This window comes from Lacisediminihabitans sp. FW035 (genome assembly GCF_054880895.1).
Genome location: NZ_CM142187.1, coordinates 226,677 through 252,524, shown reverse-complemented (window position 1 = coordinate 252,524; position 25,848 = coordinate 226,677). Strand labels below are relative to the sequence as shown.

26 protein-coding genes and 1 tRNA gene are annotated in these 25,848 nt (G+C 65.4%); 10 read left to right on the top strand and 17 right to left on the bottom strand.

The window, feature by feature from the left end; genetic code table 11:
- Window positions 1-3: 3 nt before the first annotated feature.
- From ACVXZ4_RS01185 to ACVXZ4_RS01170, 4 genes are all read right to left on the bottom strand, one after another.
- Window positions 4-834 (bottom strand): sulfite exporter TauE/SafE family protein, encoded by an 831-nt coding sequence (locus tag ACVXZ4_RS01185; protein ID WP_461796431.1) that lies wholly within the window; start codon window positions 832-834, stop codon window positions 4-6.
- A gap of 232 nt (window positions 835-1,066) precedes the next feature.
- The gene (locus ACVXZ4_RS01180) at window positions 1,067-1,993 is read right to left on the bottom strand and encodes an alpha/beta fold hydrolase (RefSeq protein WP_461796430.1); all 927 of its coding nucleotides are present in this window, start codon (window positions 1,991-1,993) and stop codon (window positions 1,067-1,069) included.
- Window positions 1,990-2,364 carry a cupin domain-containing protein gene (locus ACVXZ4_RS01175; RefSeq protein WP_409156444.1) on the bottom strand — a complete coding sequence of 125 codons (375 nt, stop codon included), beginning with the start codon at window positions 2,362-2,364 and terminating at the stop codon, window positions 1,990-1,992. The genes ACVXZ4_RS01180 and ACVXZ4_RS01175 overlap by 4 nt, the downstream gene beginning before the upstream one ends.
- 62 nt (window positions 2,365-2,426) lie before the next feature.
- Window positions 2,427-3,248, bottom strand: coding sequence for an alpha/beta fold hydrolase (locus ACVXZ4_RS01170; RefSeq protein WP_461796429.1), 822 nt, complete (start codon window positions 3,246-3,248; stop codon window positions 2,427-2,429).
- A 177-nt stretch (window positions 3,249-3,425) separates the two neighbouring features.
- Between ACVXZ4_RS01170 and ACVXZ4_RS01165 the strand changes: the two genes are divergently transcribed.
- The 7 genes from ACVXZ4_RS01165 to ACVXZ4_RS01135 all read left to right on the top strand — a co-directional run bounded on the left by ACVXZ4_RS01165 (window position 3,426) and on the right by ACVXZ4_RS01135 (window position 10,197).
- Entirely contained in the window at window positions 3,426-4,265 is an 840-nt protein-coding gene (locus ACVXZ4_RS01165) for an alpha/beta fold hydrolase (protein WP_461796428.1), read from the top strand.
- Window positions 4,266-4,380: 115 nt separating this feature from the next.
- Window positions 4,381-5,085, top strand: coding sequence for an alpha/beta fold hydrolase (locus tag ACVXZ4_RS01160; protein WP_461796427.1), 705 nt, complete (start codon window positions 4,381-4,383; stop codon window positions 5,083-5,085).
- 41 nt (window positions 5,086-5,126) lie between these two features.
- Window positions 5,127-6,791 carry a cation:proton antiporter gene (locus tag ACVXZ4_RS01155; RefSeq protein WP_461796426.1) on the top strand — a complete coding sequence of 555 codons (1,665 nt, stop codon included), beginning with the start codon at window positions 5,127-5,129 and terminating at the stop codon, window positions 6,789-6,791.
- Complete coding sequence (locus tag ACVXZ4_RS01150) at window positions 6,788-7,417, top strand: pyridoxamine 5'-phosphate oxidase family protein (protein ID WP_461796425.1); 630 nt, start codon at window positions 6,788-6,790, stop codon at window positions 7,415-7,417. The genes ACVXZ4_RS01155 and ACVXZ4_RS01150 overlap by 4 nt, the downstream gene beginning before the upstream one ends.
- Before the next feature lie 188 nt (window positions 7,418-7,605).
- Complete coding sequence (locus ACVXZ4_RS01145) at window positions 7,606-7,965, top strand: response regulator (RefSeq protein WP_461796424.1); 360 nt, start codon at window positions 7,606-7,608, stop codon at window positions 7,963-7,965.
- Between the two features lie 6 nt (window positions 7,966-7,971).
- The gene (locus ACVXZ4_RS01140; RefSeq protein ID WP_461796423.1) at window positions 7,972-8,652 is read left to right on the top strand and encodes a response regulator transcription factor; all 681 of its coding nucleotides are present in this window, start codon (window positions 7,972-7,974) and stop codon (window positions 8,650-8,652) included.
- Between the two features lie 42 nt (window positions 8,653-8,694).
- Window positions 8,695-10,197, top strand: coding sequence for a GAF domain-containing sensor histidine kinase (locus tag ACVXZ4_RS01135; protein ID WP_461796422.1), 1,503 nt, complete (start codon window positions 8,695-8,697; stop codon window positions 10,195-10,197).
- Window positions 10,198-10,233: 36 nt separating this feature from the next.
- Here the strand turns inward: ACVXZ4_RS01135 and ACVXZ4_RS01130 are convergent.
- From ACVXZ4_RS01130 to serS, 3 genes are all read right to left on the bottom strand, one after another.
- Window positions 10,234-10,318 (bottom strand) — tRNA-Ser (locus tag ACVXZ4_RS01130).
- 369 nt (window positions 10,319-10,687) lie between these two features.
- Window positions 10,688-11,488 carry an HAD family hydrolase gene (locus ACVXZ4_RS01125; RefSeq protein ID WP_461796421.1) on the bottom strand — a complete coding sequence of 267 codons (801 nt, stop codon included), beginning with the start codon at window positions 11,486-11,488 and terminating at the stop codon, window positions 10,688-10,690.
- The gene (gene serS / locus ACVXZ4_RS01120) at window positions 11,485-12,750 is read right to left on the bottom strand and encodes a serine--tRNA ligase (protein ID WP_461796420.1); all 1,266 of its coding nucleotides are present in this window, start codon (window positions 12,748-12,750) and stop codon (window positions 11,485-11,487) included. The genes ACVXZ4_RS01125 and serS overlap by 4 nt, the downstream gene beginning before the upstream one ends.
- A 38-nt stretch (window positions 12,751-12,788) precedes the next feature.
- On the opposite strand from serS, the gene ACVXZ4_RS01115 reads away from it, so the two are divergent.
- Entirely contained in the window at window positions 12,789-13,769 is a 981-nt protein-coding gene (locus ACVXZ4_RS01115) for a diacylglycerol/lipid kinase family protein (protein WP_461796419.1), read from the top strand.
- Here the strand turns inward: ACVXZ4_RS01115 and ACVXZ4_RS01110 are convergent.
- The 8 genes from ACVXZ4_RS01110 to ACVXZ4_RS01075 form a co-directional block, all read right to left on the bottom strand.
- Complete coding sequence (locus ACVXZ4_RS01110; RefSeq protein ID WP_461796418.1) at window positions 13,747-14,007, bottom strand: hypothetical protein; 261 nt, start codon at window positions 14,005-14,007, stop codon at window positions 13,747-13,749. The genes ACVXZ4_RS01115 and ACVXZ4_RS01110 overlap by 23 nt on opposite strands.
- A gap of 14 nt (window positions 14,008-14,021) precedes the next feature.
- Window positions 14,022-14,534: a hypothetical protein gene (locus ACVXZ4_RS01105; RefSeq protein WP_461796417.1), complete on the bottom strand. Its 513-nt coding sequence runs from the start codon at window positions 14,532-14,534 to the stop codon at window positions 14,022-14,024.
- Between the two features lie 101 nt (window positions 14,535-14,635).
- The gene (locus ACVXZ4_RS01100) at window positions 14,636-15,835 is read right to left on the bottom strand and encodes a lanthionine synthetase LanC family protein (protein WP_461796416.1); all 1,200 of its coding nucleotides are present in this window, start codon (window positions 15,833-15,835) and stop codon (window positions 14,636-14,638) included.
- The gene (locus ACVXZ4_RS01095) at window positions 15,832-16,758 is read right to left on the bottom strand and encodes a T3SS effector HopA1 family protein (protein WP_461796415.1); all 927 of its coding nucleotides are present in this window, start codon (window positions 16,756-16,758) and stop codon (window positions 15,832-15,834) included. Before ACVXZ4_RS01095 ends, ACVXZ4_RS01100 begins: the two co-directional genes overlap by 4 nt.
- Window positions 16,755-17,759, bottom strand: coding sequence for a phosphotransferase family protein (locus ACVXZ4_RS01090; RefSeq protein ID WP_461796414.1), 1,005 nt, complete (start codon window positions 17,757-17,759; stop codon window positions 16,755-16,757). The genes ACVXZ4_RS01095 and ACVXZ4_RS01090 overlap by 4 nt, the downstream gene beginning before the upstream one ends.
- Window positions 17,756-19,165: a chymotrypsin family serine protease gene (locus tag ACVXZ4_RS01085; protein ID WP_461796413.1), complete on the bottom strand. Its 1,410-nt coding sequence runs from the start codon at window positions 19,163-19,165 to the stop codon at window positions 17,756-17,758. The genes ACVXZ4_RS01090 and ACVXZ4_RS01085 overlap by 4 nt, the downstream gene beginning before the upstream one ends.
- Before the next feature lie 104 nt (window positions 19,166-19,269).
- Complete coding sequence (gene pheA, locus ACVXZ4_RS01080) at window positions 19,270-20,193, bottom strand: prephenate dehydratase (RefSeq protein WP_461798034.1); 924 nt, start codon at window positions 20,191-20,193, stop codon at window positions 19,270-19,272.
- A gap of 65 nt (window positions 20,194-20,258) precedes the next feature.
- On the bottom strand, window positions 20,259-21,059 hold the full coding sequence (locus ACVXZ4_RS01075; RefSeq protein ID WP_461796412.1) for an NAD-dependent epimerase/dehydratase family protein: 801 nt from the start codon (window positions 21,057-21,059) through the stop codon (window positions 20,259-20,261).
- A 23-nt stretch (window positions 21,060-21,082) separates the two neighbouring features.
- On the opposite strand from ACVXZ4_RS01075, the gene ACVXZ4_RS01070 reads away from it, so the two are divergent.
- On the top strand, window positions 21,083-22,213 hold the full coding sequence (locus ACVXZ4_RS01070) for a hypothetical protein (protein WP_461796411.1): 1,131 nt from the start codon (window positions 21,083-21,085) through the stop codon (window positions 22,211-22,213).
- A 16-nt stretch (window positions 22,214-22,229) separates the two neighbouring features.
- Here ACVXZ4_RS01070 and ACVXZ4_RS01065 read toward each other — a convergent pair whose 3' ends face one another.
- Both ACVXZ4_RS01065 and ACVXZ4_RS01060 read right to left on the bottom strand, forming a co-directional pair.
- Window positions 22,230-23,171: a carbohydrate ABC transporter permease gene (locus ACVXZ4_RS01065; protein WP_461796410.1), complete on the bottom strand. Its 942-nt coding sequence runs from the start codon at window positions 23,169-23,171 to the stop codon at window positions 22,230-22,232.
- Window positions 23,161-24,087 carry a carbohydrate ABC transporter permease gene (locus tag ACVXZ4_RS01060; protein ID WP_461796409.1) on the bottom strand — a complete coding sequence of 309 codons (927 nt, stop codon included), beginning with the start codon at window positions 24,085-24,087 and terminating at the stop codon, window positions 23,161-23,163. The genes ACVXZ4_RS01065 and ACVXZ4_RS01060 overlap by 11 nt, the downstream gene beginning before the upstream one ends.
- A gap of 394 nt (window positions 24,088-24,481) precedes the next feature.
- Between ACVXZ4_RS01060 and ACVXZ4_RS01055 the strand changes: the two genes are divergently transcribed.
- The gene (locus tag ACVXZ4_RS01055) at window positions 24,482-25,783 is read left to right on the top strand and encodes an ABC transporter substrate-binding protein (protein ID WP_461796408.1); all 1,302 of its coding nucleotides are present in this window, start codon (window positions 24,482-24,484) and stop codon (window positions 25,781-25,783) included.
- The last annotated feature ends 65 nt before the right edge of the window (window positions 25,784-25,848 follow it).

Below are 25,848 nucleotides of genomic sequence, written 5' to 3'. Positions count from 1 at the left end.
GTCTCATTCCTTCCCTGCCAGGTTCGTTCGCGCACCGGTTTGGCGTGCGTTCTTGGGCGCCTTGACCGCCTTGTAGGTGAGTTGCGCAGCAACCGCGACGAGCAGGAGCGCGAAGAGGATCCCGGAAAGTCTGGCGGGCAGAGCTAGCGATAACGCGGCACCGGGAATGCTAGCCGCAGTTGCGGCAACCCCGATAAGCAAGCCGGCTCGCACATCGACTGTGCTGGCCCGCCAATTGGCGACAGTGCCGATGGCGCTTGTGGGGATCATCACGACAAGCGATGTCCCTTTCGCAACCAGGTCGCTGATGGCAAATAGCCCGACCAGGGCCGGGACGGCGACGATACCGCCGCCGATGCCGAAAAGCCCCGACAGCACACCCATGCCGAGGCCGAGGCCGACATATCCGAGCGCCACAAGTGCGCTGAATTGGAGGGAGTTGCCCCGCTCGGGTGCCACCAGTATCAGCCTGACGGCGACCAACAGGATGAAAGCTATGAACATCCATCTCAGCCAAAACAGTGGTATCCGCTTGAGCAGAGCGCTGCCGGCGATGGCCCCGACCACTGCACCAATGGAGATGAACAGGCCAGCGACAAGATCTATCTCGCCCGCGACAAGGTAAGCGATCGAGCCGACGATAGCGGTGGGAACAATCGCGGCGAGCGAGGTGGCGGCGGCCACTCGCTGATTCAGCTTCGCAAACGTGGTCAACAGCGGCACCATGATGATCCCGCCGCCTATCGCAAAGACTCCGGAAAGTACGCCCCCTACGACCCCGATCGCGATGAGGATCGCCCAACGGCGAGGTTCTCCAGAGGTTGGTGTTGTCATCGCACGTGACGCCCCACCAGCTCGACTGCATCGATCAGTCCGTCCACCCCCGCGCGACCGCGGTTCCGGATTTCGGACGTGTCGATTCCACTACGACCGACTCGTTCAGGGGCAAGATTTCGAATGCTGTCGTCATCCTCGAATCGAGAGAGGCCCGTTTCGTCATCCCAGAGCCGACGGGGAGAGTGTTGAGGGGACTCCGACGTAGTCGGCTTTGTCGGGGTGCGTTCAGTCACGTACGTTCTCGCTTCGCCAAGAGCTCGGCCTCGAGAATCGCATCGGCGAACGCCTCGGGCTTCTCCTGAGGGAGGTTGTGTCCGGCTCCCTGGATGACGTGGTGCCGGTGTGCGCGGGTGAAGTGTTGGGAATATCCGCGGCCGTCCGTGGCCGGGAAGTTCCCGTCGGCACCTCCATCGAGGGAGACCGTGGGCACGGTGATGGCGGGAGCAGATTCAAGTCGCCGCTCGAGCTCGGCGTATCGCTGATGCCCCGCCGCCAATCCGAGGCGATGCCGGTAGGAGTGGATGACCACATCCACATAGGCAGGGTTGTCGAATGCGGCCGCCGCAAGGTTGAGATCGTCGTCGGTGAAGGCCCACTCGGGCGAATTGCGTGTCCAGACGACGCGGGCGATTTCGCGACGGTTCGCTTCCAGACCGGCCCGACCCCGTTCGGTCGCGAAATAGAAGAAATACCAGAGCCCAGCTTCGGTCGCCGGGGGCAGAGGGCTCCGTGATGCGGCGATGTTTTGAATCAGGTACCCGGTCACGGAGACCAGGCCCGAACATCGCTCTGGCCAGAGCGCAGCCGCGACGCATGCGGCGCGCCCTCCCCAGTCGAAGCCGGCCAAGACTGCACGTTCGATATCCAGCATGTCCATCAGCTCGATGACATCGGCACCGATGGCGGCCTGTTGCCCGGATCGTCCTGCATCTTCGAGACTCACGGTCCCGCCGTGGCCCCGGAGATAGGGGATGATGATGCGCCGGCGCTCGTCGGCGAGAAGTGATGCGACTCGACCGTAGCTGTGGATGTCGTAAGGCCAGCCGTGCAAGAGGATGACCGGGTCGCCATCCTGTGGCCCGGTGTCGATGTAGGACACCTCCAGCGGCCCGGTCACCGCATGTTGCAGGGGGATTCCGTCGAGCAGACTCGTCATGACGCTGTCGGGGCGTCGACGAAGGAGGCGACGGGCGCACCCGCCTCCACGATGTAACAGGAGAGCATTCGCCCGGTTTCGGGACCGAGATCGAGCGCGTTGTGCGGTGTCCCGGGCGGGATCAGGAATCCGTCTCCGGCGTCCAAGATGAGGGTCGGCGTATCTTTGATGCTCATCTGCACCCGGCCAGCGAGGAGGTATCCGACTTCTTCACCGGGGTGGGTGTGCCAACCCGATTCGACGCCAGCGGGAATCTCAGTGAGGACCTGCACGATATCGCGCCCCGGAATGGAGGAGCTGACGTGTTGGATCTCGGTCCGCTTGAGGGTCTTTGCGAGATCATCGGCCGGGGGTGTTGTGCTTTCAGACATCGAAGGACCGCCTTTATTGCGTGAGGATGACCTCCTTGCGCGCGGAGGTCGGGGGTTGATCTTTAGCTGTTCAGGAATTCAAGCAAGTCGTTGTTGAACTCCTGCTCGTGCGGGCCGGTCAACCCGTGGGGGGCACCCGGATAGACCTTCAGCGTCGCATTTGGCACGATCTTCGACGACTTGAGGGCTGACGCTTGGATCGGCACGATCTGGTCATCGTCCCCATGCAGGATGAGCGTCGGCACGTCGATCTTCTTCAGGTCCTCGGTGAGGTCGGTCTCGGAAAAAGCCCTGATGCAATCGAACGCTCCCTTGATGCCGACGGTCATGGACATCAGCCAGAACGCCTCTCGGGCGCCTTCAGACACGGTGGAGAGATCCCGGTTGGCCCCGTAGAACGGGAAGGCCAATTCCCGGTAGAACTGAGATCGGTCAGCCAGGACGCTCTCCCTCAACTGGTCGAAAGGTTCGATGGGCAACCCTTCCGGGTTCGCGTCGGTCTTCAGCATCAGCGGCGGAATCGCCCCGAGCAACACGACCTTGGAGACGCGGCCGGTACCGTGGCGCCCGATGTAGCGGGTCACTTCTCCACCGCCCGTTGAGTGCCCGACGAGCACCGCGTCGTGAAGATCGAGAGACTCGATGACCGCGGCGAGGTCGTCGGCGTAATGGTCGAGGTCGTTGCCGTCCCAGGGCTGACTGGATCGGCCCCCGCCGCGCCGATCGTGTGCGATGGCGCGGAAGCCGTGGTCTGCTACGAACTTCGCCGACCCATCCCACACATCGGAGGTGAGCGGCCACCCGTGGCTGAAAACCACCGGAGTACCGGCTCCCCAGTCCTTGAAGAAGATATCCACCCCGTCCGGTGTGGTGACTATTGGCATCGTCGGCTCCTCCTTCTCACTTCAGCCCTTTCGCCGAACTGTCTGCTCATTCTGGGGCGTGCGAAATCGGGAAACGGTGGGGTTTTCCGGAAGAATCGTCCGGTTGACCGGAGTGCAGCGGGCGCGTCGAAGGCGGACTGTCAGTAGGGACACCAACTATCGAGCAAGGGAGTTGCAATGGCCACCATCACCGTGGGTGAAGAGAACTCGGCACCGATCGAGTTGTACTACGAAGACCACGGCAGCGGGCGCGCGGTAGTGCTGCTTGCGGGCTGGCCGTTCGACGCCCGATCGTGGGAGCCGCAACTGCACCCCCTGCTCGCTGCAGGTTACCGAGTCATCACCATCGACCGGCGCGGGTTCGGCCGATCCAGCGCACCGACCACGGGCTATGACTTCGACACACTCAGCGCCGACGTCGAGGTGCTCCTCCGGACTCTGGATGTGCAGGATGCCAGCCTTGTGGGATTCTCGCTTGGCACGGGTGAGGTCGCGAGATACATCGGTCGTTTCGGCACGGAACGGCTGCGCAGCGTGGTGCTCATCGAAAGTCTGACGCCGACGTTCGCGCAGGGCCCCGACAATCCCAAAGGTGTCGACGAGGCAGGAGTCCAGGGGGTACAGCAGGCCATCGTTGAAGACCGATTCGCATGGCTGACGGGCATGATGGAGAATTTTCTGAATCTCGATGAATACCAGGGGAACCGCGTCAGCGAGGATACTGTGCGGGCGATGTGGTCAGCCGGCGCCGAGGCATCCCCCTACGCGACCTGGGCCTGCCCGCAGACGTGGCTGGAGGATTTCCACGCCGATCTCGAACGATTCGACGTGCCGACGCTGATCCTTCACGGAACCGCGGACCGCATCCTGTCCATCGACGGGCAGGGACGGCGCGCCCACGAGGCGCTGCCGGCGGCCCGCTACGTGGAGATCGACGGAGGGCCACACATCAACCCCGTCACTCACACGGCGGAAGTGAACCAGGAACTGCTCCGGTTCCTGGTGGACCCGACGTAGCGGAGCAACCCCCGGAAGGCCGGCTTGGCCCTCGCTCCGGAGCCCGTCAAGGGCTCCCCCCATCGCCCTCGAACCTCGAACCTCGAACCTCGAACCAAAACCGAACGGAACTCTCATGGTCACTGTGATCCTCGTTCATGGCGCATTCGCCGATTCCGACAGCTGGAACGGCGTCATCAAGCCGCTGTCCGATGACGGTCACCGCGTCATCGCGTACGCCAACCCGCTCCGCGGTATCTCCCTCGATGCGGCACCATTGAGCGACCTGATCAGGACGGTGCATGGCCCGGTCTTGCTCGTGGGGCATTCGTATGGCGGAGCGGTGATGACCGCGGTTGACGCCACGGCAGGCGACATCATTGGCGCCGTCTACGTCGCCGGTTTTGCCCTGCTATCCGGCGAGAGTCCGGCAACGGCATCCGCGCTCGCTCCCGGATCGACCCTGGCTGACACCCTGGTCGAGGTTCCGTTGATGTCAGGTGGCGCCGACCTGTACATCGATCAGGACAAGTACTGGCAACAGTTCTGCGCGGACCTGCCGGAAGATCAGGCTGCGGTGATGGCAGTGACCCAGCGCCCCGTGACGTTCGCTGCGTTGAACGATCCGCTGAGCGGCGACCCTCTCTGGAAGTCAGTTCCGAGCTGGTTCGTCTTCGGGGAGGAAGACCGCAACATTCCCGCTGGAGCGCACCATGCCATGGCCGACCGTGCTGGCGCACGCAGAGTTGTGCAGTTCCCGGGCGCGTCCCACGTCGTCGGGATCTCCCACCCGGCGGAAGTGGTGAAAATCGTGCGAGAGGCCATCACGTCAGCCGATTGATCACAAGCAGGAAAACGGATCCCTGACTGCGGAGAGGCACCATGAATCCAGCAACGTTCGTTGGGTGGGTTGTGGTCTTCGTGTTGCTGGCCGTAACGGTCGCGGGGCTTGCCAGGCGTTTTAGTTGGTCAGCGCCAGTGCTTCTCGTGGTAATCGGCGCGGGTGTCTCCTTCATACCTGGCGTACCGAGAGTGCAGCTCGAGCCGGAATTCGTTTTATATGGAGTCGTGCCAGCGCTGCTCTACGCCGCTGCCTTCGGGACCTCTGTCGTGGATGTGCGCGCGCGACGTGACACCATCCTGCAGCTGTCGGTCGGGCTGATCGTTTTCACCGTTATCACTGTCGGGCTGGTCACCCACCTGTTGCTGCCGACGATAGGGCTTGCGGCCGCCTTCGCGTTCGCCGCAGTCGTGTCTCCCACCGATGCCAGCGCGGTCACAGCGATAGCCGGCCGGCTCAAGCTACCGCGCCGCGTTGTGACCGTTCTCGAAGGGGAGAGCCTCCTCAACGACGCAACGGCGCTCGTACTTCTGAATACCGGTATCGCCTCGATAGTCTCGGTCACCACCCCCGGAAGAATAGCGGCGGACCTCGCCCTCGCCATCGTGGGAGGCGTAGGAGTCGGCTTGTCGGTCGGGTGGCTGATGGCAGCGATCCGAAGCCGGCTCCGAGCGCCCGTCCTCGACACCAGCCTCACTCTGATCACCCCCTACTTCGCATTCATCGCCGCCGACGCCATCCACGGGTCCGGTGTGCTCGCCGTCGTCACCTCTGCGCTCTACCTCGGATTCAGATCCCCGGAGGTGCAGTCGGCAGAGGCACGTGTCGCTGAAGCCGTCAATTGGCGCACTGCGTCGTTCCTGATCGAAAACGCCGTCTTCCTGTTTATCGGCTTGAACACGGCGGCTATAGTCCGTGGAGCGGCGACAGAACTTACCGGGTGGGGCACCGTAGGCGTGTGTGCGGCGGTGATCGGAACACTCTTCAGCGCCAGATTCGTATTCATTTTCGCGATGGTCGGCATCTTCAAGCACGGTACGAAATACATGCGAACGCAGGACCTGCGCTGGAAGAACGCCTCGATCATTTCCGCCGCAAATGTGCGCGGCGTCATCACCCTCGCCGCAGCGTTCCTCTTGCCACCAGAGACCCCGGGGCGATCACTATTGCAACTGATGGCATTCGTCGTGGTCGTCGTCTCGCTATTCACCGGTCTGCTGCTCCCCCGGCTCGTCACGCTACTGAATCTGGCTCCGCCGGATGATTTACGAGAGCGCGCCGCCTGGGAGGAATTGATGGCCCAGGCCCAGGCCCGCGGGCTCGAACGTCTCGAGGTCGAGGTAACTGATCGCGACCATGCCCGCGTTGTGGATCAGTTGCGCGTCAACGCGACCCTCATCACGGACTCGATACGCCTCGAGACCGATCAGAACGAGAAATTGCTGATGACCTATCAGCGGCTTCGGCAGGTAATGCTTCGGGCGGAACGCCAGTACGTCATCTCCGCGAGGAGGCAACACCTCTTCCCAGAGAGTGTCGTCGCCGCGGCGCTGCGGTCCATCGACATCGAGGAGCTGGCCTTACGCGCCGCGCCTGTGCTCGACGAAATCGAAAGATCTCCCCGCTCTGATTGGGGTGAGCGGATGCCTCGCCGTCGAAGCCGCGGTGGTCCGAAACGGTCACGATCGGAAGGAGTCGACCGATGAGTCGTCAGTACGGCTGTATCGCTTTCACCGATGATGTCCGCCGAGTGCAAAAGGACTACGGCAGCGCCGAGTTCTACGCTCGGATGGCCCGCCACGGGCACAACAATGCCCAGGTCGATGCGCTGGGAGCACGAGAGGTGAGCTTCCTGGAGGAACGCGACGGGTTTTACGTGTCGACAGTGAGCCAAACGGGTTGGCCTTATGTGCAGTTTCGGGGAGGGCCCCCTGGATTCGTGTCCGTTCTGGACGAACACACGATTGCATGGCCCGAGTACAGAGGCAATCTGCAACACGTCTCCACCGGCAATCTGGCCGGTGGAGATCGTGTCGCTCTTATCGCCGTCGACTACCCGAATCGGCGACGACTGAAACTATTCGGGATGGCGCGAGCTGTTCGGGCAGAAGATGACCCTTCCCTCATCTCGTCGCTCAGAACCCCGGATTACGACGCACTCATAGAAGCCGGCATTGTCGTCGCTGTGACCGCGTACGACTGGAATTGCCCTCAACACATTCCACAACGATTCACCACAGACCAGGTTGAGAAACTGATCGCTCCACTCCGGGAACGCATCCACGCACTGGAGACGCAGATCGCTGACTCTGCCACGATGGCCCTGGAATGAAGCTGCCCCCGTGCCGCGTTGCGCGGATGGGCCCGCGACGAAGCCGAGAGCGTCTTCGTGAAAGAGTCCCGAATCCATTGCGAAACGCCTCGGGCCCGTCGATGATCGAGGAATCTGTCCAGCCGCCCCGGCGTCGAATTCCGGCGAACCCTACGATTTTTGAGCGTCGCTCGAAGCACACTGTGGTGATGGGCCTTTCAGTATTGGTTGTCGACGATGATGACGGGTTCCGCGGATTGGCGATAAGGATCCTGACGGATTGCGGCTATCGCGTCGAGGGCGAGGCGCGTAATGTATCGGATGCGCTCACGCAAATGGCGCGCCACAGGACGGACGTCGTCCTCCTCGATGTCGGGTTGCCCGACGGAGACGGACTCGAGTTGAGCAGGCTGATCACCACACCGCCCTCGACCGTCCGCGTCGTCCTCGTCTCGGCTGACTGCGATGCCACATCCGCGCACGACGCGACCGACGCCGGAGCGACCGGTTTCGTCCCCAAGAGCGAGCTGTCGTGCGGAGTTCTTGCCGCCTTACTTCATACTGGCTGAGGTGCGATGGACACTTCGGTGGCTCACCCGGTACGGGTCTCGGTGGGGGAAGACGACCTACTTCTCCGAAAGGGTATCGTTCGCGTTCTCGGCGACGCTGGACTCGAAGTAGTTGCGGAAACTGGAGACGCGGCCGAGCTGCTCAATGTCACACTGGCCTACCGTCCGGACGTGGCCGTCGTCGACATCAGAATGCCTCCTCATGATCACGAAGATGAAGGACTCCGGGCTGCGATCGAACTTCGACATCGACTTCCAGGGATGGGGGTGGTGGTCCTGACTCAATACGACGACCCCGAGTATGCACTTGCCCTGATCAACGACCGAGCGGAGGGTGCCGGCTACCTCCTGAAGGAGCGCGTCGGAGACGTCCATGAATTCACCGACGCGGTCATCCGCGTGGCGCATGGAGGAAGCGCTCTCGACCCCGCCATAGTCGCTCGAATGATGCGTCCGCGCAGAGTTCCGGAGGCGCTCGCGCGTCTTACCGACCGCGAACTTGCCGTCCTGAAAGCGATGGCTGGGGGCCAGTCGAATTTCGGTATCGCAAGAACCCTCCTCGTCAGCAACGCGGCGGTCGAAAAGCACGTCACGTCGATCTTCCGAAAGCTGGACCTCGCCCCGGAGGCGACTGGCCATCGACGGGTGCAGGCAGTCCTACGCTTCTTCACTACTCAAAGGCCTTAGCCAGTGGATTCTGCCGACAGGATGCCGCGTTCCGTCGGTCACGTGCCCCCACTCACCCCCCTGAGAGAGCTCGAGCTTCGACGACTCGTAGACGAAGAGCAATCACTCCGGAATGTCGCAACACTCCTTGCCGCGTCCGGGCCCACCGAAGACATCCTCACCACCATCTGCCGCGAGGCCTCGGCCTTGCTCGATGGCCAGGAAGTCAGCCTGCTCCGGTTTGAAGAAGACCACACTGTGGTCTGCGTCGCCACCCATAACGGCCCGATACCACCGGGCGTTCGAGCAACTTTCGGTCCGGATTCAGTCCCTGAACGGGTGGGAACGACCAGAGCGCCGGTGCGTGCCGACGACATGGAGGAGTGGTCGGATAGAGATCTGGTTCGTCCCTTCGGCATCCGGGCCGTCGTCGCTGTCCCAGTTTTCGTCGAGGGTGCGGTCTGGGGAATGTGCTCCGCGAGTTCGCAAACCGGACCGCTCTCCCCTCGCACCGAAGACCGGTTGGCTGGGTTCGCGCAACTGACGTGGGCGGCAGTCGCTCACACTGAGGCTCGCGAGAGCCTGAGGCGACTGGCGGATGAACAAGCTGCGCTCCGGGGTGTTGCTGAGCTGGTGGCTCGCGAATCTCCACTACCGGACGTATTCCAGGCCGTCGTCGAAGCGGCTGCCCGGGTCTACGAGGCCGAGGTTCTGCTCGCCGTGGGAGAGGAAAAGCAACCGAGCGGAGAACGAACGCTCGCACATGCAGGGAATTCCCCCGAGACCGAATCCCGCATGGCTCGACTACCAATACAGGTCGACGGTGAAGCATGGGGAACCCTTCAGGCGACGTGGCCCGCTTCGTTCGGGCATGTAACGGAAGAACATCTCAAGGCGTTCGCTGACCTCGCCGCGGCGGCAATCTCGAACGCCGACCATCGGGAGAAACTCACTGAGTCTCGCGCCCGCGTAATCGCAGCAGCGGATGAAGCCCGGCGGCGACTTCAACGCGACGTCCACGACGGGGCCCAGCAGCGCTTGGTCCACGCCATCATCACCCTCAAGCTTGCCCGGCACGCCGCCGGAGAAGATCTCGCGGAACTTCTCGCCGAGGCGCTGGCGAACGCAGAACAAGCCAACCGACAGCTCCGAGATGTCGTCAGAGGTATTTTGCCGGCGTCCCTCTCGCGGGGCGGGCTCGCGGAGGGGATACGTTCGCTGGCCGCCGACACCGGGTTATCCGTTGACCTGGACCTCGACATCCCTCGCCTGCCGACCAGCATCGAAACCACCGGCTACTTCACGGTCGCCGAGGCGCTGACGAATGCGATCAAACATGCTCACGCAAGTCGGATTCGAGTGTCTGGAAAACTCTCGGACTTTGGCGAACTGATCCTTATCGTCGAAGACGATGGTGTCGGCGGCGCTGAACCTTTGCGAGGAACCGGGTTACTAGGTCTTAGCGACCGGATCGAAGCAAGTCACGGTGTACTGACCATCACCAGCCCAGCGGGTAGCGGTACTCGTATCGCTGCAAGTATTCCCGCGCCCGTCGGCGCTGACTGAGCAACAAAACAGGGCTAGTGATGCGCATTTTTTCGGCGGAGGGCTAGGGATTCGAACCCTAGAGACATTTCTGCCCACCAGTTTTCAAGACTGGCTCCATCGGCCGCTCGGACAGCCCTCCTGAAGTACGGATCGAGCTTAGCCGACACGCCGACCGGCGCCGCTCGGCGGGGCGCGGTGCGGCTCGGCGCGGCGCGGCGCGGCTCAGCGCGGCTCAGCGCGGCTCAGCGCGGCTCAGCGCGGCTCAGCGCGGCTCAGCGCGGCTCAGCGCGGCTCAGCGCGGCTCAGCGCGGCTCAGCATCCATCGGCCAATCGAGTCGGGGGACGACGTGCCTTCTGGGACGCGCAGGCCGCAACTACTCCCGAGTCGATTACGAAAGATCGCGCAAAGAAGCACGCAGCACGCGCTCACGCACGCACCCGCGCGCACCCGCACGCACCCGCACGCACCCGCACGCCCACGCACCCGCACCCACCCCGGGGCATCCACTCAGAACGTGCGGAACAGCTCCGCGATGCCGTCGTCGAGATCGGAGAGCGTGACCTCGTTCGCCACCGCGAGCACCTCATCCGGAGCCTGACCCATCGCTACACCCCGACCCTCGTCGGACGCCCAGCGCAGCATGTCGATGTCGTTGCGGCCGTCGCCCACCGCGATCACCCGCGAGCGGGGGATGTCCAGCCACTCGCGCACTCGCTCGAGGGCAGTCGCCTTGTTCACACCATCCGGGGCGATGTCGAGCCAGGCCGTCCAACCCACGTTGTAGGTGACCTTGTGCAGACCCATCTTTTCCACGATCGACAGGAAGTCTTCGATCGCGTGCTCGGGCGAGATCACCACCACCCGGGTGGCCTGATGCTCGCTCAGCTGCTCGAACGGCACCTGCTCGCTCGAGGCGCCGAGAGTCGACTCGGGGAAGGAACCGGTGTACCGGTAGAACCCCTCCTCGTCCTCGACCGCGTAACTCGCATCGCCGAGGCTCTCGCGGATGGTCGTGAGAACCTCCGACGGATCGAACGAATCCACGGCGACGCGCGAGTAGCCGGACTCCGCGTCGGCGTCGCGTCCGAGGGTGATCGCCCCGTTCGAGCAGACGACGTAACGCGGGGTCAGCTGGAACTGCTCGAGCACGGGAAGGGTCATCGACACCGAGCGCCCGGTGGCCAGCATCACCTCGTGGCCGGCATCGCGCACGCGCTGCACCGCGCTGATCACCTCCGGTGAGATGTCGCCGTCTTCACGCATCAGAGTGCCGTCGATGTCGAGGGCGACGAGCCAGGGATCCGTCACGCGACCGGTTCCATCACTTCGAGGCCGCCGAGGTAGGGCTGCAAGGCGGGCGGCACCCGCACCGAACCATCCGCCTGCTGATGCGTCTCGAGAATCGCGACGAGCCAGCGCGTCGTGGCGAGGGTGCCGTTCAGCGTCGCCACGGGCGTCGTCTTGCCCGATTCGAGGCGGTAACGGATGTCGAGGCGCCGGGCCTGGTAGGTGGTGCAGTTGCTCGTGGAGGTGAGCTCCCGGTATTCGCCCTGGGTGGGAACCCACGCCTCGATGTCGAACTTGCGGGCGGCGCTGGATCCGAGGTCCCCGGCGGCGACATCGATCACGCGGTAACTGAGGCCACACGCCTGCAGCATCGACTCCTGGAACGAGACGAGCTTTTCGTGCTCGGCCTCGGCATCCTCGGGAAGCACGTAACTGAACATCTCGAGCTTGTTGAACTGGTGCACGCGCAGGATGCCACGGGTGTCGCGCCCACCCGACCCGGCCTCCCTGCGGTAACAGGTCGACCAGCCGGCGTAGCGCGCCGGGCCGGCGGAGAGGTCGAGGATCTCGTCGGAGTGGAATCCGGCGAGCGCCACCTCGCTCGTTCCCGTGAGATAGAGGTCGTCGGCGGGGAGGTAGTAGATCTCGTCGGAGTGGGCGCCGAGGAATCCGGTGCCGTCCATGATCTCGGGTCGCACGAGCGTTGGGGTGATCAGCGGCTCGAAGCCCTCGGACAGAGCCTTGTCGAGCGCAAGGTTCATCAGCGCGATCTCGAGGCGAGCGCCGATGCCGCGCAGGAAATAGAAGCGGCTGCCGGAGACCTTGGCACCCCGGGTCATGTCGATGGCGCGGAGCTTCTCACCGAGTTCGAGGTGATCGCGCGGCTCGAAGTCGAACACCGGCTTATCTCCCACCTCGCGGAGAGTGACGAAGTTCTCTTCGCCGCCGGCCGGCACCCCGTCGATGATCGGATTGGCGATGCCCCGCACCGAACGGGTGAATTCCGCCTCGGCATCCGCAGCGACCTGCGCCAGTTCCTTCACCCGGGCGGCGAGGCCCTGGGCTTCAGCGAGCAGCCGGGTCTTCTCCTCGCCCATGGCCTGCGCCACCTGCTTGCCGAGGATCTTCTGGGTCGCCCGAAGGTTCTCCGACTCCGAGATGGCGGACCGGCGCTTCACATCGGCCTCGACGGCCACGTCCACGAGCCCGTCGGACTCACCCCGCGCTCGTTGCGATGCCTTGAAAACCTGCGGATCGTCACGGAGAAGCTGCGGATCAATCACCCCTCCAGTCTATTGAGCAATGCCGTACCGTAGACCACGTGACCGCCGCCTCGCTGCCCGAAGACCGCCACGCCGCCGTTGTCTACAACCCGATCAAGGTGGATCTGCCGCGGCTCGAAGCGCACGTCGCCGAGGCCGAAGCCGCGGCTGGCTGGGGCACCACCCAGTGGCACGCCACGTCGGTGGAGGATGCCGGCCAGAGCGTGACGAAGACCGCAATCGAGCAAGGAGCCGCCGTTGTGATGGCAGCGGGTGGCGATGGCACGGTGCGCGCTGTGGCCGAGGCCCTGCGCGACTCCGGCGTGCCGATCGCCCTCATTCCCTCCGGCACAGGCAACCTGCTCGCTCGCAACCTCGAGCTGCCCCTCACCGACCAGATCGCGGCGATCAACGCCGCATTCACGGGCAGGGAGCGCAAGATCGATCTCGGCGTCGCCGAGATCGAGCGCTCCGACGGCAGTTCAGAGGAACATAGCTTCCTCGTGATGGCCGGCCTGGGCCTCGACGCGAAGATGATCGCGCTCACCAATCCCAAGCTTAAGAAGGCGGTCGGATGGCTCGCCTACATCGATGCCGGAGTGCGCGCCATCCCCGACCTCAAGCCTGTCAAGCTGCGCTTCAGCATCGACGGGGCACCGGAGCGCACCACGAGCGTGCACACGATAATCGTCGGCAACTGCGGGGCGCTGCCGGGCGGCATCCTGCTCATGCCCGATGCGAAACCCGATGACGGCATTCTCGACATCGCCGCCCTCAAGCCGAGCGGCCCGTTTGGCTGGCTGAAGGTGTGGAACAAGGTGGCCTGGGAGAACGGCGTGCTGCGCAAGAGTGCGCTCGGCCGATCGATCATCGACCTCACCAAAGACGTGAAAGACGTGCTCTACGCCACCGGCACCGACCTGCGGATGACGGTGGAGCAGCCGCAGGAATTCCAGCTCGACGGTGACGAGTTCGGTGAGGCGAAGTCCGTGCATGCCTGGGTCGATCCCGGAGCGCTCACGGTGAAGGTTCCGGCGTAGGGTCTTCGTCTCCCTCCGGGCCAGCTGTCCAACGGAACGCGCGCAGGAAGAGCAGGCCTGCCCCGGCAGCGAGGCCGACGAGGGCGAATGCCGATGCCGCAGAGGACGCGACCTGCGCCCAGACCACCGGCCACGGTATCCCCGAGTCGGTGCTGCGGTAGCTCTGCGGCGAACCGGCGTTGTACCAGCACAGCGCCACCGCCGCGACGAGGAGTATCCCGACGCTTACGACGAGCACTCGTTCCGCGATTCTCACGGCCGCTGCCGACGCACCGCGAGCCAGAATACGTATCCGACCAAGGTGGCGAGCCCGACGGTGACGAGCGGGGCGGAGAAGACGTAGGAAAGCACGCCCGTGAATCGCCTCTCGACAGAATTGTCGGACCCGAATGCGCCGGAGTACGACCAGACGAACTGGGTCACGAGCAGCCAGCTGCCGAGAACGATGAACCCGAGCGCGACGACCGGGATGGTGAACACGTAGGGGTTACGCCGCCGCGTCACCTGATCCGCGTGCACGCTCGGTGCATCGGCGGCCGCTTCGAGATCGATCGCGGCCGCGGGAGGCATCCCGACCTGCGTCGGCTCATCGACTCGCGGTGCCGGGACGATCGGCCTCGGCGCAGCGCCACCGGTGTACCCGCGCTGGAACTCCGGCCGATACCGGGGGTCGATCGACGGTGATTCGCTCTCCATGCCCACATCATCGTCGATCCTCGAGTGATCGTCACTACGACGTGCCGCCGTGACGGCGTCGGCAGCCATCCCAGCGGCAACTGCTCAACATCACCGATCGTCAGAAACCGACGCAAATCTGCTGTTGAACGCTCCATCCGCCCAGAATCTGCTGTTGAACGCTGCCTGGCCTAGACGAGCAGCGACGGGCTCGCGACCCGCTCCGGATGCAGCAGGCGCGCCAGCACGACCGCCGCCCCGGCCAGACCGAGGAACAGCGACACGCTGCCCTCCGCCCGCACTCCGGACGGCCACTCGAGCGGATCGGCCGGAAGGGCGCCGACGATGGTCTCGGCGAACCGGCGGGCGGCTTCGAGATGACGGGGGACTCCGCGCTCCGAGGCGAGAACGAGCACGTCGAGCGAGGCGCCGAGCCCATGGCAGAGGGTGAGGCCGCCGAGCAGGTCGGCATCCCCGAATCGCGGGACGGATGCCGCGGCCCGTGCCAGCTCCGATCCGCAGGCCTGCACCGCGGCCTCCGCCTCGGCTCGCACGGAGGTGGCAACCGATCCGAGGTCGAGACCGCCGTCTTCGAGCTGCAGCAGCCGGAGTCGCGTTGCGCCGATGCCGGCGGCACCGTGGCACCACATGGTCGGGTAGCCGCCGTCGTCACTGCGAAGGTCGGGCCAGCCTCCGGCGATCGGATCGAACCAGGCCGCCTCCCAGCGCAGGGTGTCCCGCAGCAGCGGGAGGGCGACATCCGCGGTGCGTTCGTCGCGACACGCGGCCTCGGCGAGCGCGAGCGCGATGCCGCTGTTGCCGTGCGCGAGCCCCAGCAGCGGGCGAGCGGCGCGCTCTTCGATCGCGAGCGGATCCGCCCAGCACACGCCCACCGGATGCCGGGTGGCGCGGGCGGCGAGCAGGGTGACGGCATCGTGAGTGCAGGGGCCGGGTCCGCGGGACTGGGCGAGAACGAGCCCGGCGAGTCCGCTCGTGAGGTCGGTCGCCGGCACTTTGGGGCTCGCCGTCGCTAGGGCCTTGCGAGCACCACCGGCCACCCCGGCACTCTCGGCCGCCAGCACCACGCCGGTGGCGCTGTCGAGCAGGCCGCCGAAGGGCTGCCCCTCGACCGCACGCAGGGCCGAGGCAGCGGCTCGTCGAGCGAGGTCGTCGAGGTCACTTCGGTCGGTCTCTGCGGCGAGCTGGGCGAGAGCCCACGCCACTCCTGCATCGCCGTCGTAGAGGTTCGCGCGGCCCCCGACCAGGCGGGCGGGCGTCCCCTCGGCATCCAGTTCCCAGCTGAGCCAGCCGACGCGAGTGCCGTCGTCGATCGCGGTGGAGACGAGGGCGTCGATGCAGTCGTCGAGAGCCGCCTCGAGAATGGCGCTCACGATCCCACCTCCGCGGTGTCGGCATCGGCTGCGCGCACGGCCCGGCGATGCGGGTGCGACGGATCCAGACCCGCTCGCACGAAGCCGGCCTCGACGGCGGCGATCGGGAAGTCCGACGCTTCGATGAGCGCACGGGCCACCAGGGCGCACCGCTCTTCGCCGAAGCTCAGGCCGTTCTCCGGGTCCTCCGACCAGCTGATGCCCGGGGCGATCCACTCGGTGAAAGGCGGGCCCGGCACCCAGCGCACGAGACCCTCCGCCTGCCGGGCGAGCATCGACCGCAGGTCGACTTCGGCGTCTTCGAGGTAGACGACCACGGCGTCCGCGCGGTTGATCGAATACGCGTCGATGCCCGCCTTGAACATCCAGGGGGTACGCGCGGTGGCGAGCACCCCGGACAGCGCCCCGACAAGGTCCGGCAGCAGCTCGAGCTGCGGCGCGAGGTACAGCCGGGAGAGCCCGGGGCCGACGGTGCGAGGATCCCACCCCCCGCCCCAGGTGCGCCACCACCCGTTGGCGACGGCGGCACCGAATCGTGACAGCACCGTAAGCCGTTCGCCGACGGTCGGGATCAGGCCGAAACTCGGTGACCCCTCGGCGTGGAGGTACTCGCCCCTGGCCGCCGCGTGCAATGATCCATCGTCGCGACGCACGACCGCGATCCCGGCGGCGCCCCGTCGCACGACTGTGGAGTCGGCGACCAGCCGGGTTCCGGCGTGCGCCTCCCTCAGCATGCCGGCCAGGGGCGGCCAGGTCGGATCGATCACCTGCGTCTCGCCGACAGGCGCCGCGTACCAGCCGCCATAGAGTGCCCCCGCCAGGTCGTCGGCGGAGATACTCGGTGTCTCGGCGAGGAGGTCGAGACCGAGCCGGATGCCCCGCTCCAGCCGGGCGCGCAGCTCGGGCGGGAACGAGGCGATCATTGCGCCACCACCCGCACGGTTGTGCCGATCGACCGCTCGGCGGCGTGCGCCCTCGCCCGGTCGAGCCAGGCGTCGACCTCCGAAGTGACATCGTCGAGGTCCGGCCCCGGCATCGCGAGCTGTCGTGCGGCCCAGCCCGGCGCCATGGCCACCTGCCACGCGGTGAGAAGTGCGCGCACGCAGGCGAGCGAGGACTCGATGCGCCCGCTGCCCCCGCCGTGGTGGTATGCCTCGCCCAGGGCATCGCCCGCTGCCGCAGCCGTTACATCGTCGAGAGCGAGGGACTGCACCATCGTCACCGCGCAGATGAGATCCCAGGAGGGATCCCCCCGGCCTGCCGCTTCGAAGTCGATGAAGGTCAGACCGAGTGCGGCGCTGCCGCGAGAGGGAGTGCCGACGACAAGGTTGCCGGCCGACAGGTCGCCGTGGATGAGGTGGTCGGTGGTCCAATTCGCCGCCGCGACATGGAGGGCGGCGTGGATGACGGGCTCCGTCAGCGCGGCAAGCACGGAATGAAGGGTGGCCGAGCCATCCGTCGCCATCGACGGCGGAAGCGAGTCCGGTGCGAGGGCCCACGGCCGAGGGGCGTTCGGGCACCCCTCGGCCAGGGCTGTCTGGTGCAACTCCGCGAGCGCGGAGCCGGTCGCCCGCGCCGCGGCGATGAGCGACCGCGGTTCCCGGGAGAATTCGGCGAGATCGATTCCGGGCACGGCCGAGGTCCAGAGACCGGGGTCGGGCGCATCGAGCAGGCGGGGCGCGAACCGGCGGCCCTGCAGCATCCGCAGCACCGCCCGTTCGTTTTCGATCGCATCATCCCCGTCGAGCCGCGAGGCGAGGCCGCGCTGCTTGACGAAGACGAGGGGCACATCGTGCCGGTCGAACCGGTGAACGACGTTGCTCCGGGACTGCGGCACGACGGCGACCGATCCGTCCAGCACGTCGGAGGCGTGCAGGAGGCCGGATCGGATCGCCGCGGCCGCGAGTCCCGGAGCGGTGGTCATTCCGTGCCCTCGTCCGACAGATCCTCGAGCGCCGCAAGGTACCCGGCCCAGTAGGTGGTGTCGTCTTCGAACTCGCCGGTCGAGTACTGTCCGGCGTCGGGGTCGGTGTAGTCCGCCTGGAAGCCGGGCATCTGTCCCCCGGGAATCTCGATCGGCCCGCCGGGATTGAACGGGTCGGAGGGATCGTTGCACGCCCGCGAGAAGATCGGGCCGGGCGGGCAGGCCGGGCGGCTGTAGACGACCTGGCAGATCGGGGTGCGGGTGATCCGGCAGGTGATCGGCCTCGTCGGGAGGCAGACAACCGACCGCGTGACCCGGCAGAGCACCGTCGATCGCGTGACGCAGGTGGTGATCACCCGGGTCGGGCAGAGCACCGGGATGCGGGTCGGTGGCAGCGAGATGATGCGCACGATCAGGTCGACCCCCATGGTGTCGAGCGCCGTCGCGATCGGGTTCGCGAAGGTCATCGAGCCGTCGTTGGAGCCCGCGAAGAGCAGGCCGACGACATGTCGACTCGCGTTCACGACCATCGATCCGGAGTCGCCGTGGTCTGAGAACCGGGCCGACTTCGTCGTGTCGGTGTTGATGCGCAACTGGTGCTTCAGCGTGCGAACGCCGATGGCTCCGCCGTAGTTGACGCTCGCCGTGAAGTCGGTCGACGCGATACTGCCGTACGTGAGCTCGGTCGTGCGGCCGCGCTTGCGCACCGGCTCGCCGACGATGGCGGTCGCCTGCCCGGCGACGTACCCGATGTCCCGGATGCTCGGCTCCCAGGCCTTTCCGGCGTCGAGGGTGACGACAGCGGCATCCACCTGGTCGGTGAGTGAGCCGCGGGCGAGGCTGCCGAACTGCACCGCTGATCCGCCACCGTCCGGGATGGAGGGCTGCACCATCCGGTCCCCGGCGGTCCACGTGTTGTTGAGACAGGCTACGTGGAAATTGGTGAGCGCCATCGTGGCCCCGGATGCCCGGTCGCGCACGAGCGCGCCGAGGGTGCCGGAGAAGACGTACTGTCCGCTCGTCGGCACGTCGGGTGGGTCGAGGTGGATGCTGCGCACCGGCCCCATGCTGATGCCGCCGGTGAGTGTCGGGTAGACCGTGGCATCCACGAACGCGGATCCGTCCGCGAGTTCACGGGCAGGCTGCAGTTCGATCGTCAGCTCCTTGACATCCGTCTTGATGCCGTCGATCTCGGCCGGGATGAGCTGGTCTTTGGGCAGAGAGCTCTTCGGCTTCTTCTTGTCGACGTACACGACGATGCTCAGCTCGCCGGTGTTCACTCCCTTCGACACCTTGTGGCCGATGTCGACGGCGACGACACCCGGTTGGGCGATCAGCGCGTCTTCGACCCGTTCCTTAACCGGGCGGATGGCCGCTCGGGCTTCGTTCTCTGGCTCGGGCGCCATGAGTTACTCCTCCATACGGGCGGCCCCACGGGTTGGAGTCGCTACCAGTACAGGAGGAGGAAGTGGTCGGTGAGATACCTCGCCGCGGCAGGAATCGCGACCTCTTAGGAGTCGAGCCCCTCGAGCCACTCGCGAGCGGCGGTGAAGGCCCGGTCGTCATAGCGGGGAGTCACCGTGATCGCGAGCTTGTCAGCACGGGGGTATGAGCCGAGGAAAATCACGTTCGGGCTGAAGCGCTTGAGCCCGAGGAGCGCATCCGCGACTCGCTCGTCGTGGAGGTGGCCATCGAGGTCGATCACGAATCGATACCGTCCGAGAGCGTCCCCGATGGGTCGCGAGGCGAGCAGGCTCATGTTGACCCCGCGGGTGGCGAACTGCTCCAGCATCTCGAGCAGGCGCCCGGCCGTGTCATCCGGCAGCTCGACTATGACGCTGGTCTTGTCCGAGCCGGTCGGCGCAGGAAGGCGGGTCGTGCGGCTCACGAGTACGAAGCGGGTCACGGCGTGGGGATTGTCGCCGATCTCGGTCGCGAGCACCTCGAGTGGATAGTGGCCGGTGATGCCCGGGGGTGCGATAGCGGCATCGGCCGTGGTGTCCTCGAGGAGGGACGCGGCCGCGGCGACGTTCGACGTGGCCGGCAGGTGGCCATGCTCCGGCAGGGTCGCATCGAGCCAGAGGTGACACTGAGCGTAGGCGACCGGATGACCGTTGACGACCCGCACATCCTGCAGCCGGGTGCCGGGCCTGGCGACGAGCACGAAGTTCACCGGCACGAGGTATTCGCCGATGATGCGGAGGTTCGGGATGTTGGCGAGCGCATCCTGGCTCGCGCTCACGCCGCCCTCGATGGAGTTCTCGATCGCAATCATGGCCGCGGTGCTGCGCCCCGACACCACGTCGTCGAGGGCCTGGCCGACGTTGTTTACCGGCCGCCAGGTCTTGCCAGCGGCATCCACTACCTGGGCGAGCGCCGCCTCGGTGAAGGTGCCGGCGGGGCCGAGGTACGAGTAGGTGTCGTCGGCATGCATTTCGGGCATGGCTGGAAGCCTATCTCCCCGGTGTGCGCCGATCAGTGTCGGCACAAACGGTCCGGTCACAGAGGGGCGACACCCAGTTCCTGGTCGGCCTCGACGAAGCCGCCCGCGAGCAGGATGGCGTCGAGTGAGCGCTCCTCCTTCTGGTCGATCTGCGACGCGAACTGCTCGGCATCGTCGACGGGCACGAATCCGATGCGCCGGCCGGCGTCCAGCCGAACCCAGCGGCGAGAGTTGTTCGATACGCCCCACACGATGGAGTGCCCCGGCTCGGTCAGTGCCGCACACGCCTCCACGAGTCGCACCATGTCGGCCGGCGAGAACCACAGCGAGAGACCACGGCCGTGGACGGGTCGATCGACGAAGTTCGCGATTCGGGCGGAGACCACCGACATGCCGATACGGTCGCCATAGAGGCTCGCGAGCGCCTCGGCCGCGACCTTGCCCACTCCGTAATAGGTGTCGGGGCGTGGCGCGAGCACCTCGGCCACGCGGGCCTCCGCGGCCGTGGCGTAGCCGACCGCGTGGATCGAGCTGGCGATGAGCACCCGCGGGACACCCGCTCGCCGCGCGGCCTCCAGAACCGCCTGGGTGCCGTTGATGTTGGTCTCGACGATCTCTGACCAGCTGCGTTCCGAGGCGTAACCGCCGAGGTGGATCACCAGGTCGACCCCCGCGCAGGCCGCCTCGAGGGCATCGAGGTCGGTGACGGATGCCGTCACCGACTCCTCCGCGCCGGTGGCGGGCACCGCAAGGGGCAGGATGTCGAGCAGGCGCAGCGCGTGGCCCGCGGAGGCGAGTGCGGGTCGTATCGCGGTGGCGATCCTCCCGTTGCCCCCGGTCACGAGAAAACGTTGCATGAGCCCTAGGTTACGGTAGGCACGTGACACGGACGAGCATCTGCGCCTACCCCTGGGACCTCATCGGGGACGCCGCCGCCGGGGACAGGCTCGCTGCCGTCGGCGCTGATTCCGTCGTGCTCGCGGCCGCCTACCACTCGGTTCGCGCCGCGACTCCGCTCCACCCCGGGCATCGCGTCGTCGACGCCACGCACTCGGCGCTCTACGTCCCCGTGCGTGCCGACGCCTGGTCGGGGACGCGCCTCGTCCCCCGAGCGGCCGGGGCGTGGGCCGGCCCGGATTCCTTCTCTCGCGCCGCCGAGACGGCCACTGCCGCCGGGGTTGCGGTGGAAGCGTGGATCGTGCTCACTCACAACGGGGCCCTTGGTCGGGAGAATCCCGAGCTGTGCGTTCGCAACGCCTTCGGCGACGTGTACGACTACGCGCTCTGCCCATCCAATGGCGATGTCGTCGACTACTCGGAGCGCCTGGTGAGCGAGGTGGTGGAACAGTCCGCCGTGTCGTCCCTGGTGATCGAGGCGTGCGGCCCACTCGGCTCCGGCCATCTCGGTCACCATGAGAAGACGACCGGGGCCGATTGGACTCCCGTTGACGATGCCCTGTTGTCGGTCTGCTTTTGCGGAGCATGCGTGAACGGCATGATCGAGAGAGGGCTCGACCCCGCCTATCTTGCCGAGCGCACCCGTCGGGCGGTCGGTCGCACCGGCTCCCTCGAGCAGACCTTCGAGGATGCCACCGGCGAGGTGCTCGCGGTGCGCGGCTCCGCGACGGCGCGCTTGAAATCGACCGTCAGGAGCGCGGCCCGTAGCCGGGGCATCCGGCGGATCACCTTTCATGCACAGCCCGACCCCTGGGCCGTCGGGCCGGGTGCCGCCGTCATGGACGGATCCGCAGACGACGCCTACCTGCTGCCGGAGAGCAACCTGCTCGGGGCGGACGCGGCAGAGCTGGAGCGCATCCGGACCCTGGCCGGCACGGCCGCGCTCGGGGCATACGTCTCTGCGATGCCGCCGATCGACAGCGGCGTCCTGCCCGAGCGATGGAGCCAGCTGGCGGGTGTGGTCGACGAACTGTGCGCGTACCATTTCGGCCTGCTGTCGGCGGAGCGACTCGACGCGGTGGCGCGATCACTGCGCGCCGCTTCCGCGAGCTGAATCGACCCCGGCGGCCCTACTTCAGCCCGGTGGTAGCGATCCCCTTGACCAGATACTTCTGTCCGAATAGGAAGGCGAGGAACACCGGAAGGAGTGAGACCACCGACATCGCGAACATCGGCCCGAACGACGAGGTGCCGGTCGAGTCGACGAACGACCGCAGTGCGACTGGCACCGTGAGCATTTCGGGCGATGTCAGGTAAATCAGCGCGCCGAAGAAGTCGTTCCAACTGTTGATGAACGTGAAGACCGCGGTGGCGGCAAGCGCCGGCAGCATGAGCGGAAGCGTGATTCGGAAGAAGATTCCGAAGTGGCCGTTGCCGTCGATCCTCGCCGCCTCATCCAGATCCCTCGGAATATTGCGGATGAACTGCACCATCAGGAAGATGAAGAAGGCATCGGTCGCAAGGAACTTCGGCAACAGCAGCGGAATGAAGGTGTTCACCAATCCGAGCTGGGAGAAGATGATGTACTGCGGCACGATGATCACGTGAACGGGGATCATGATCGTGATAAGCATGATCGCGAACAACGGCTTCTTGAAACGGAAGTTGATCCGAGCGAACGCGTAAGCGGTCACGGCGCACGAGACAAGGTTGCCGATCACCGAGCCGAGCACCAGGATCGCGGAGTTGAGCAGGTAACGACCGAACGGATGGGCGAGGGAGACCCACCCATCGGAATAGTTCTGTGTCTGGAAATCCTTGAGCAGGATGCCCGGCTGGGTGAAGATCTCGTCGTTCGGTCGCAGCGAGGACGCGACCATCCACAGCAGCGGGTAGATCATGATGAGTCCGGCCACGATCATGATGCTGTGCCGGATCACCGAGCCGACGCGTTTGCGCGCTACCCGACGGCGGCGTGCTTCGTCGTGGAGAGCCGTCATCGTCGTTCGAGCATCATCGGTGCCGGGTATTGGCTCCGGAGTGGTCACCATCCGGTCGCTTTCAATCGTCATAGAACACCCAATATTTCGAAGCGATGAAGTTCACCGCAGTGAATGCGCCGATGATGAACACGAGCCCCCAGGCGAGAGCGGACGCGTAGCCCATGTCCAGCTGCGCGAATCCCTTCTGATAGAGGTACATCGTGTAGAACATCGTCGAGTCGGCCGGGCCGCCACTCCCCCCGGAGACGATGAACGCCTGCGTGAAGGACTGGAACGAACCGATGATCTGGAGCACCAGGTTGAAGAAGATGATGGGGCTCAGGAGCGGCAGCGTGATCTTCACGAAGCGCTGGAATGCAGTGGCGCCGTCCATCTGCGCGGCCTCGTAATACATCACCGGGATCTGCCGCAGGCCGGCGAGGAAGATCAGCATCGGAGCCCCGAAGGTCCAGACATGCAACAGGATGATGGTCGAGAGGGCCGTTTGGGGATTCGAGATCCAGCCGGGTCCCTCGATTCCGAACCACGCGAGGATCTGGTTGACGAGCCCTGCGGTACCGAAGATCTGGCGCCAGAGGATCGCGATTGCGACGGAAGACCCGAGCAGGGACGGCAGGTAGAAGACCGACCGGTAAAAGGCGAGCCCCCGCATCCCGCGATCGAGCACCATGGCGATGAGCAGAGCGAAGACCAGCTGCAGGGGCACCGAGACGATCACGTAGGTGAAGGTCACCCTCAGGGAGTTGGCGAGGCGGGCGTCGTTGAACATCCTGATGATGTTGTCGAAACCGATCCACTTCGGTGCCTGAATGAGGTTGTAGTCGGTGAACGAGAGGTACAGCGACGCGAGCATCGGTCCGATGGTGATGACGACGAGCCCGATCAGCCACGGCAGCAGGAAGATGAAGGCGGTCTTGTTCTCCTGCCGACCCTCGGAGTGGGCAGTCGATTGACCTTTCTTCCGCAGTTCCCCAAGCGCGCTCATCGGACGCGGCCCGTGATCCGCGTGCATCGGGCTTCTCGCACCGTGTTCGTGTTCAAAGTGCAGACCTCCTCGTCCGTCGTCCTTGGGGAAAGGCCGCTCTCGGCCGATGAGCCTGAGAAATCGATTCCTGACCGTGGGCCATTAGATCAGTAATGATGGACATCGTCAAGATTCCGGGGTTCGGACGGCCCGCCCGGTCCAGCAGTTTAGACTCGATGTGGCCCGTGACGGCCGTCGGCGTGTCGTTCCCACTGAATGCAGCGTTCGCGGAGCCTGAGAACATCAGATGTTGACACAAGAAAGCGATTTCTGTACTGTACAGAAATCGCTTTCTCACCTGTATTCCGGGTCTGGAGAGTGATCACAGCAGGACGATGATCAAAGGAGATTGACTGTGAACAGTTCCCCCTTCAGGCACACTCTTGGCGTCGCCGCCGTCGTGGCCCTGACCGCGCTCGTACTCGGCGGATGTTCGTCCACGCCGACTCCGGCGACACAAACCGGAAGCCAGAAGCCCGTCACAATCCGAATGGTGTGGTGGGGCTCCGACGACCGCGCAAAGGTGACCAACGACGCCGTCGCCGCCTTCGAGAAGAAGCACCCGAACATCACCGTCGCGACCGAATCGCTTCCCTTCGATGGGTACTTCGACAAGCTGTCGACGCAGGTCGCCGCCAACGATGCGCCCGACGTGCAACAACTCACCGGCGACTATGTCGTCGAGTACGGGTCGCGGGGTGCTCTCCTCGACATCACAAAGGTCGATCTCAGCGACGTCGACAAGGCGACGACCAAGTCGGTCCACCTGGACGATAAGCAACTCGGGGTCCCGACGGGCATCGGCACGATCGCCATCATCGCGAACCCGGTCCTCTTCAAGCAGGCGGGTGTCGAGATGCCCGACGACACCACCTGGACCTGGGACGACTACGAGAAGATCGCCAAAAAGATCTCCAAGGCCAGTCCCGCGGGCACCTTCGGCTCGCAGGCTCTTGGCACGGACTCCGGACAGCTCGCAATGTGGGCTCGCCAGCGTGGTGGCGACGTCTTCACCGCCGCGGGAAAAGTCGGGTTCACCGCGAAGGACGCAGCCGGCTTCTACACGCTGACGAAGAGGATGGTCGACGAGGGTGCGGCACCGTCCGCCGATGAGGCCTCGGAGCAGACCGGTCTCGCCCTCGAGCAGACCGGGACGGCGACCAATCGCTACGCCATGGGTTTCTGGGCTACAAACCAGCTGACCTCGCTCGAAGCGGTGTCGAAAGACGGCCTCAAGATTCTGCGGTTCCCCTCGACGAACGGCAAGGTCGGCGGAGCCAAGATGGGGTTCGGAGCGGCCCAGTACTGGTCAGTGGCGTCCCGCTCGAAGCATCCTCTCGAGTCGCAGATGCTCATCGACTTCCTGACCAACTCGACCACCGCCGGCAAGCTTCTTCTCGTGGGTCGCGGATCACCGGTCAATAGCAAAGTGCGCGATGCTGTCGTGCCGCTCCTGAGCGAATCGGACGCCCAGATTGTCAACTTCATCGGCGACATCAGTAAGGAGGTCGTGCAGACGCCACTTGCGCCCGCCGGCAGCGCGACATTCCAGGAGAACATGCGTCGCTACACCTCCGAGGTGCTCTTTGGACGACAGACGCCGGAACAGGCCGCCAAGGGACTTCTCGATGAGACCAAGGCGAGCCTGGTGCAGTAGCAGGACAGGCGCCCCCGGCTTTCGGTGGAGACGCCGGTCCGGTTCACTACGGTGGCCGGCGCCGG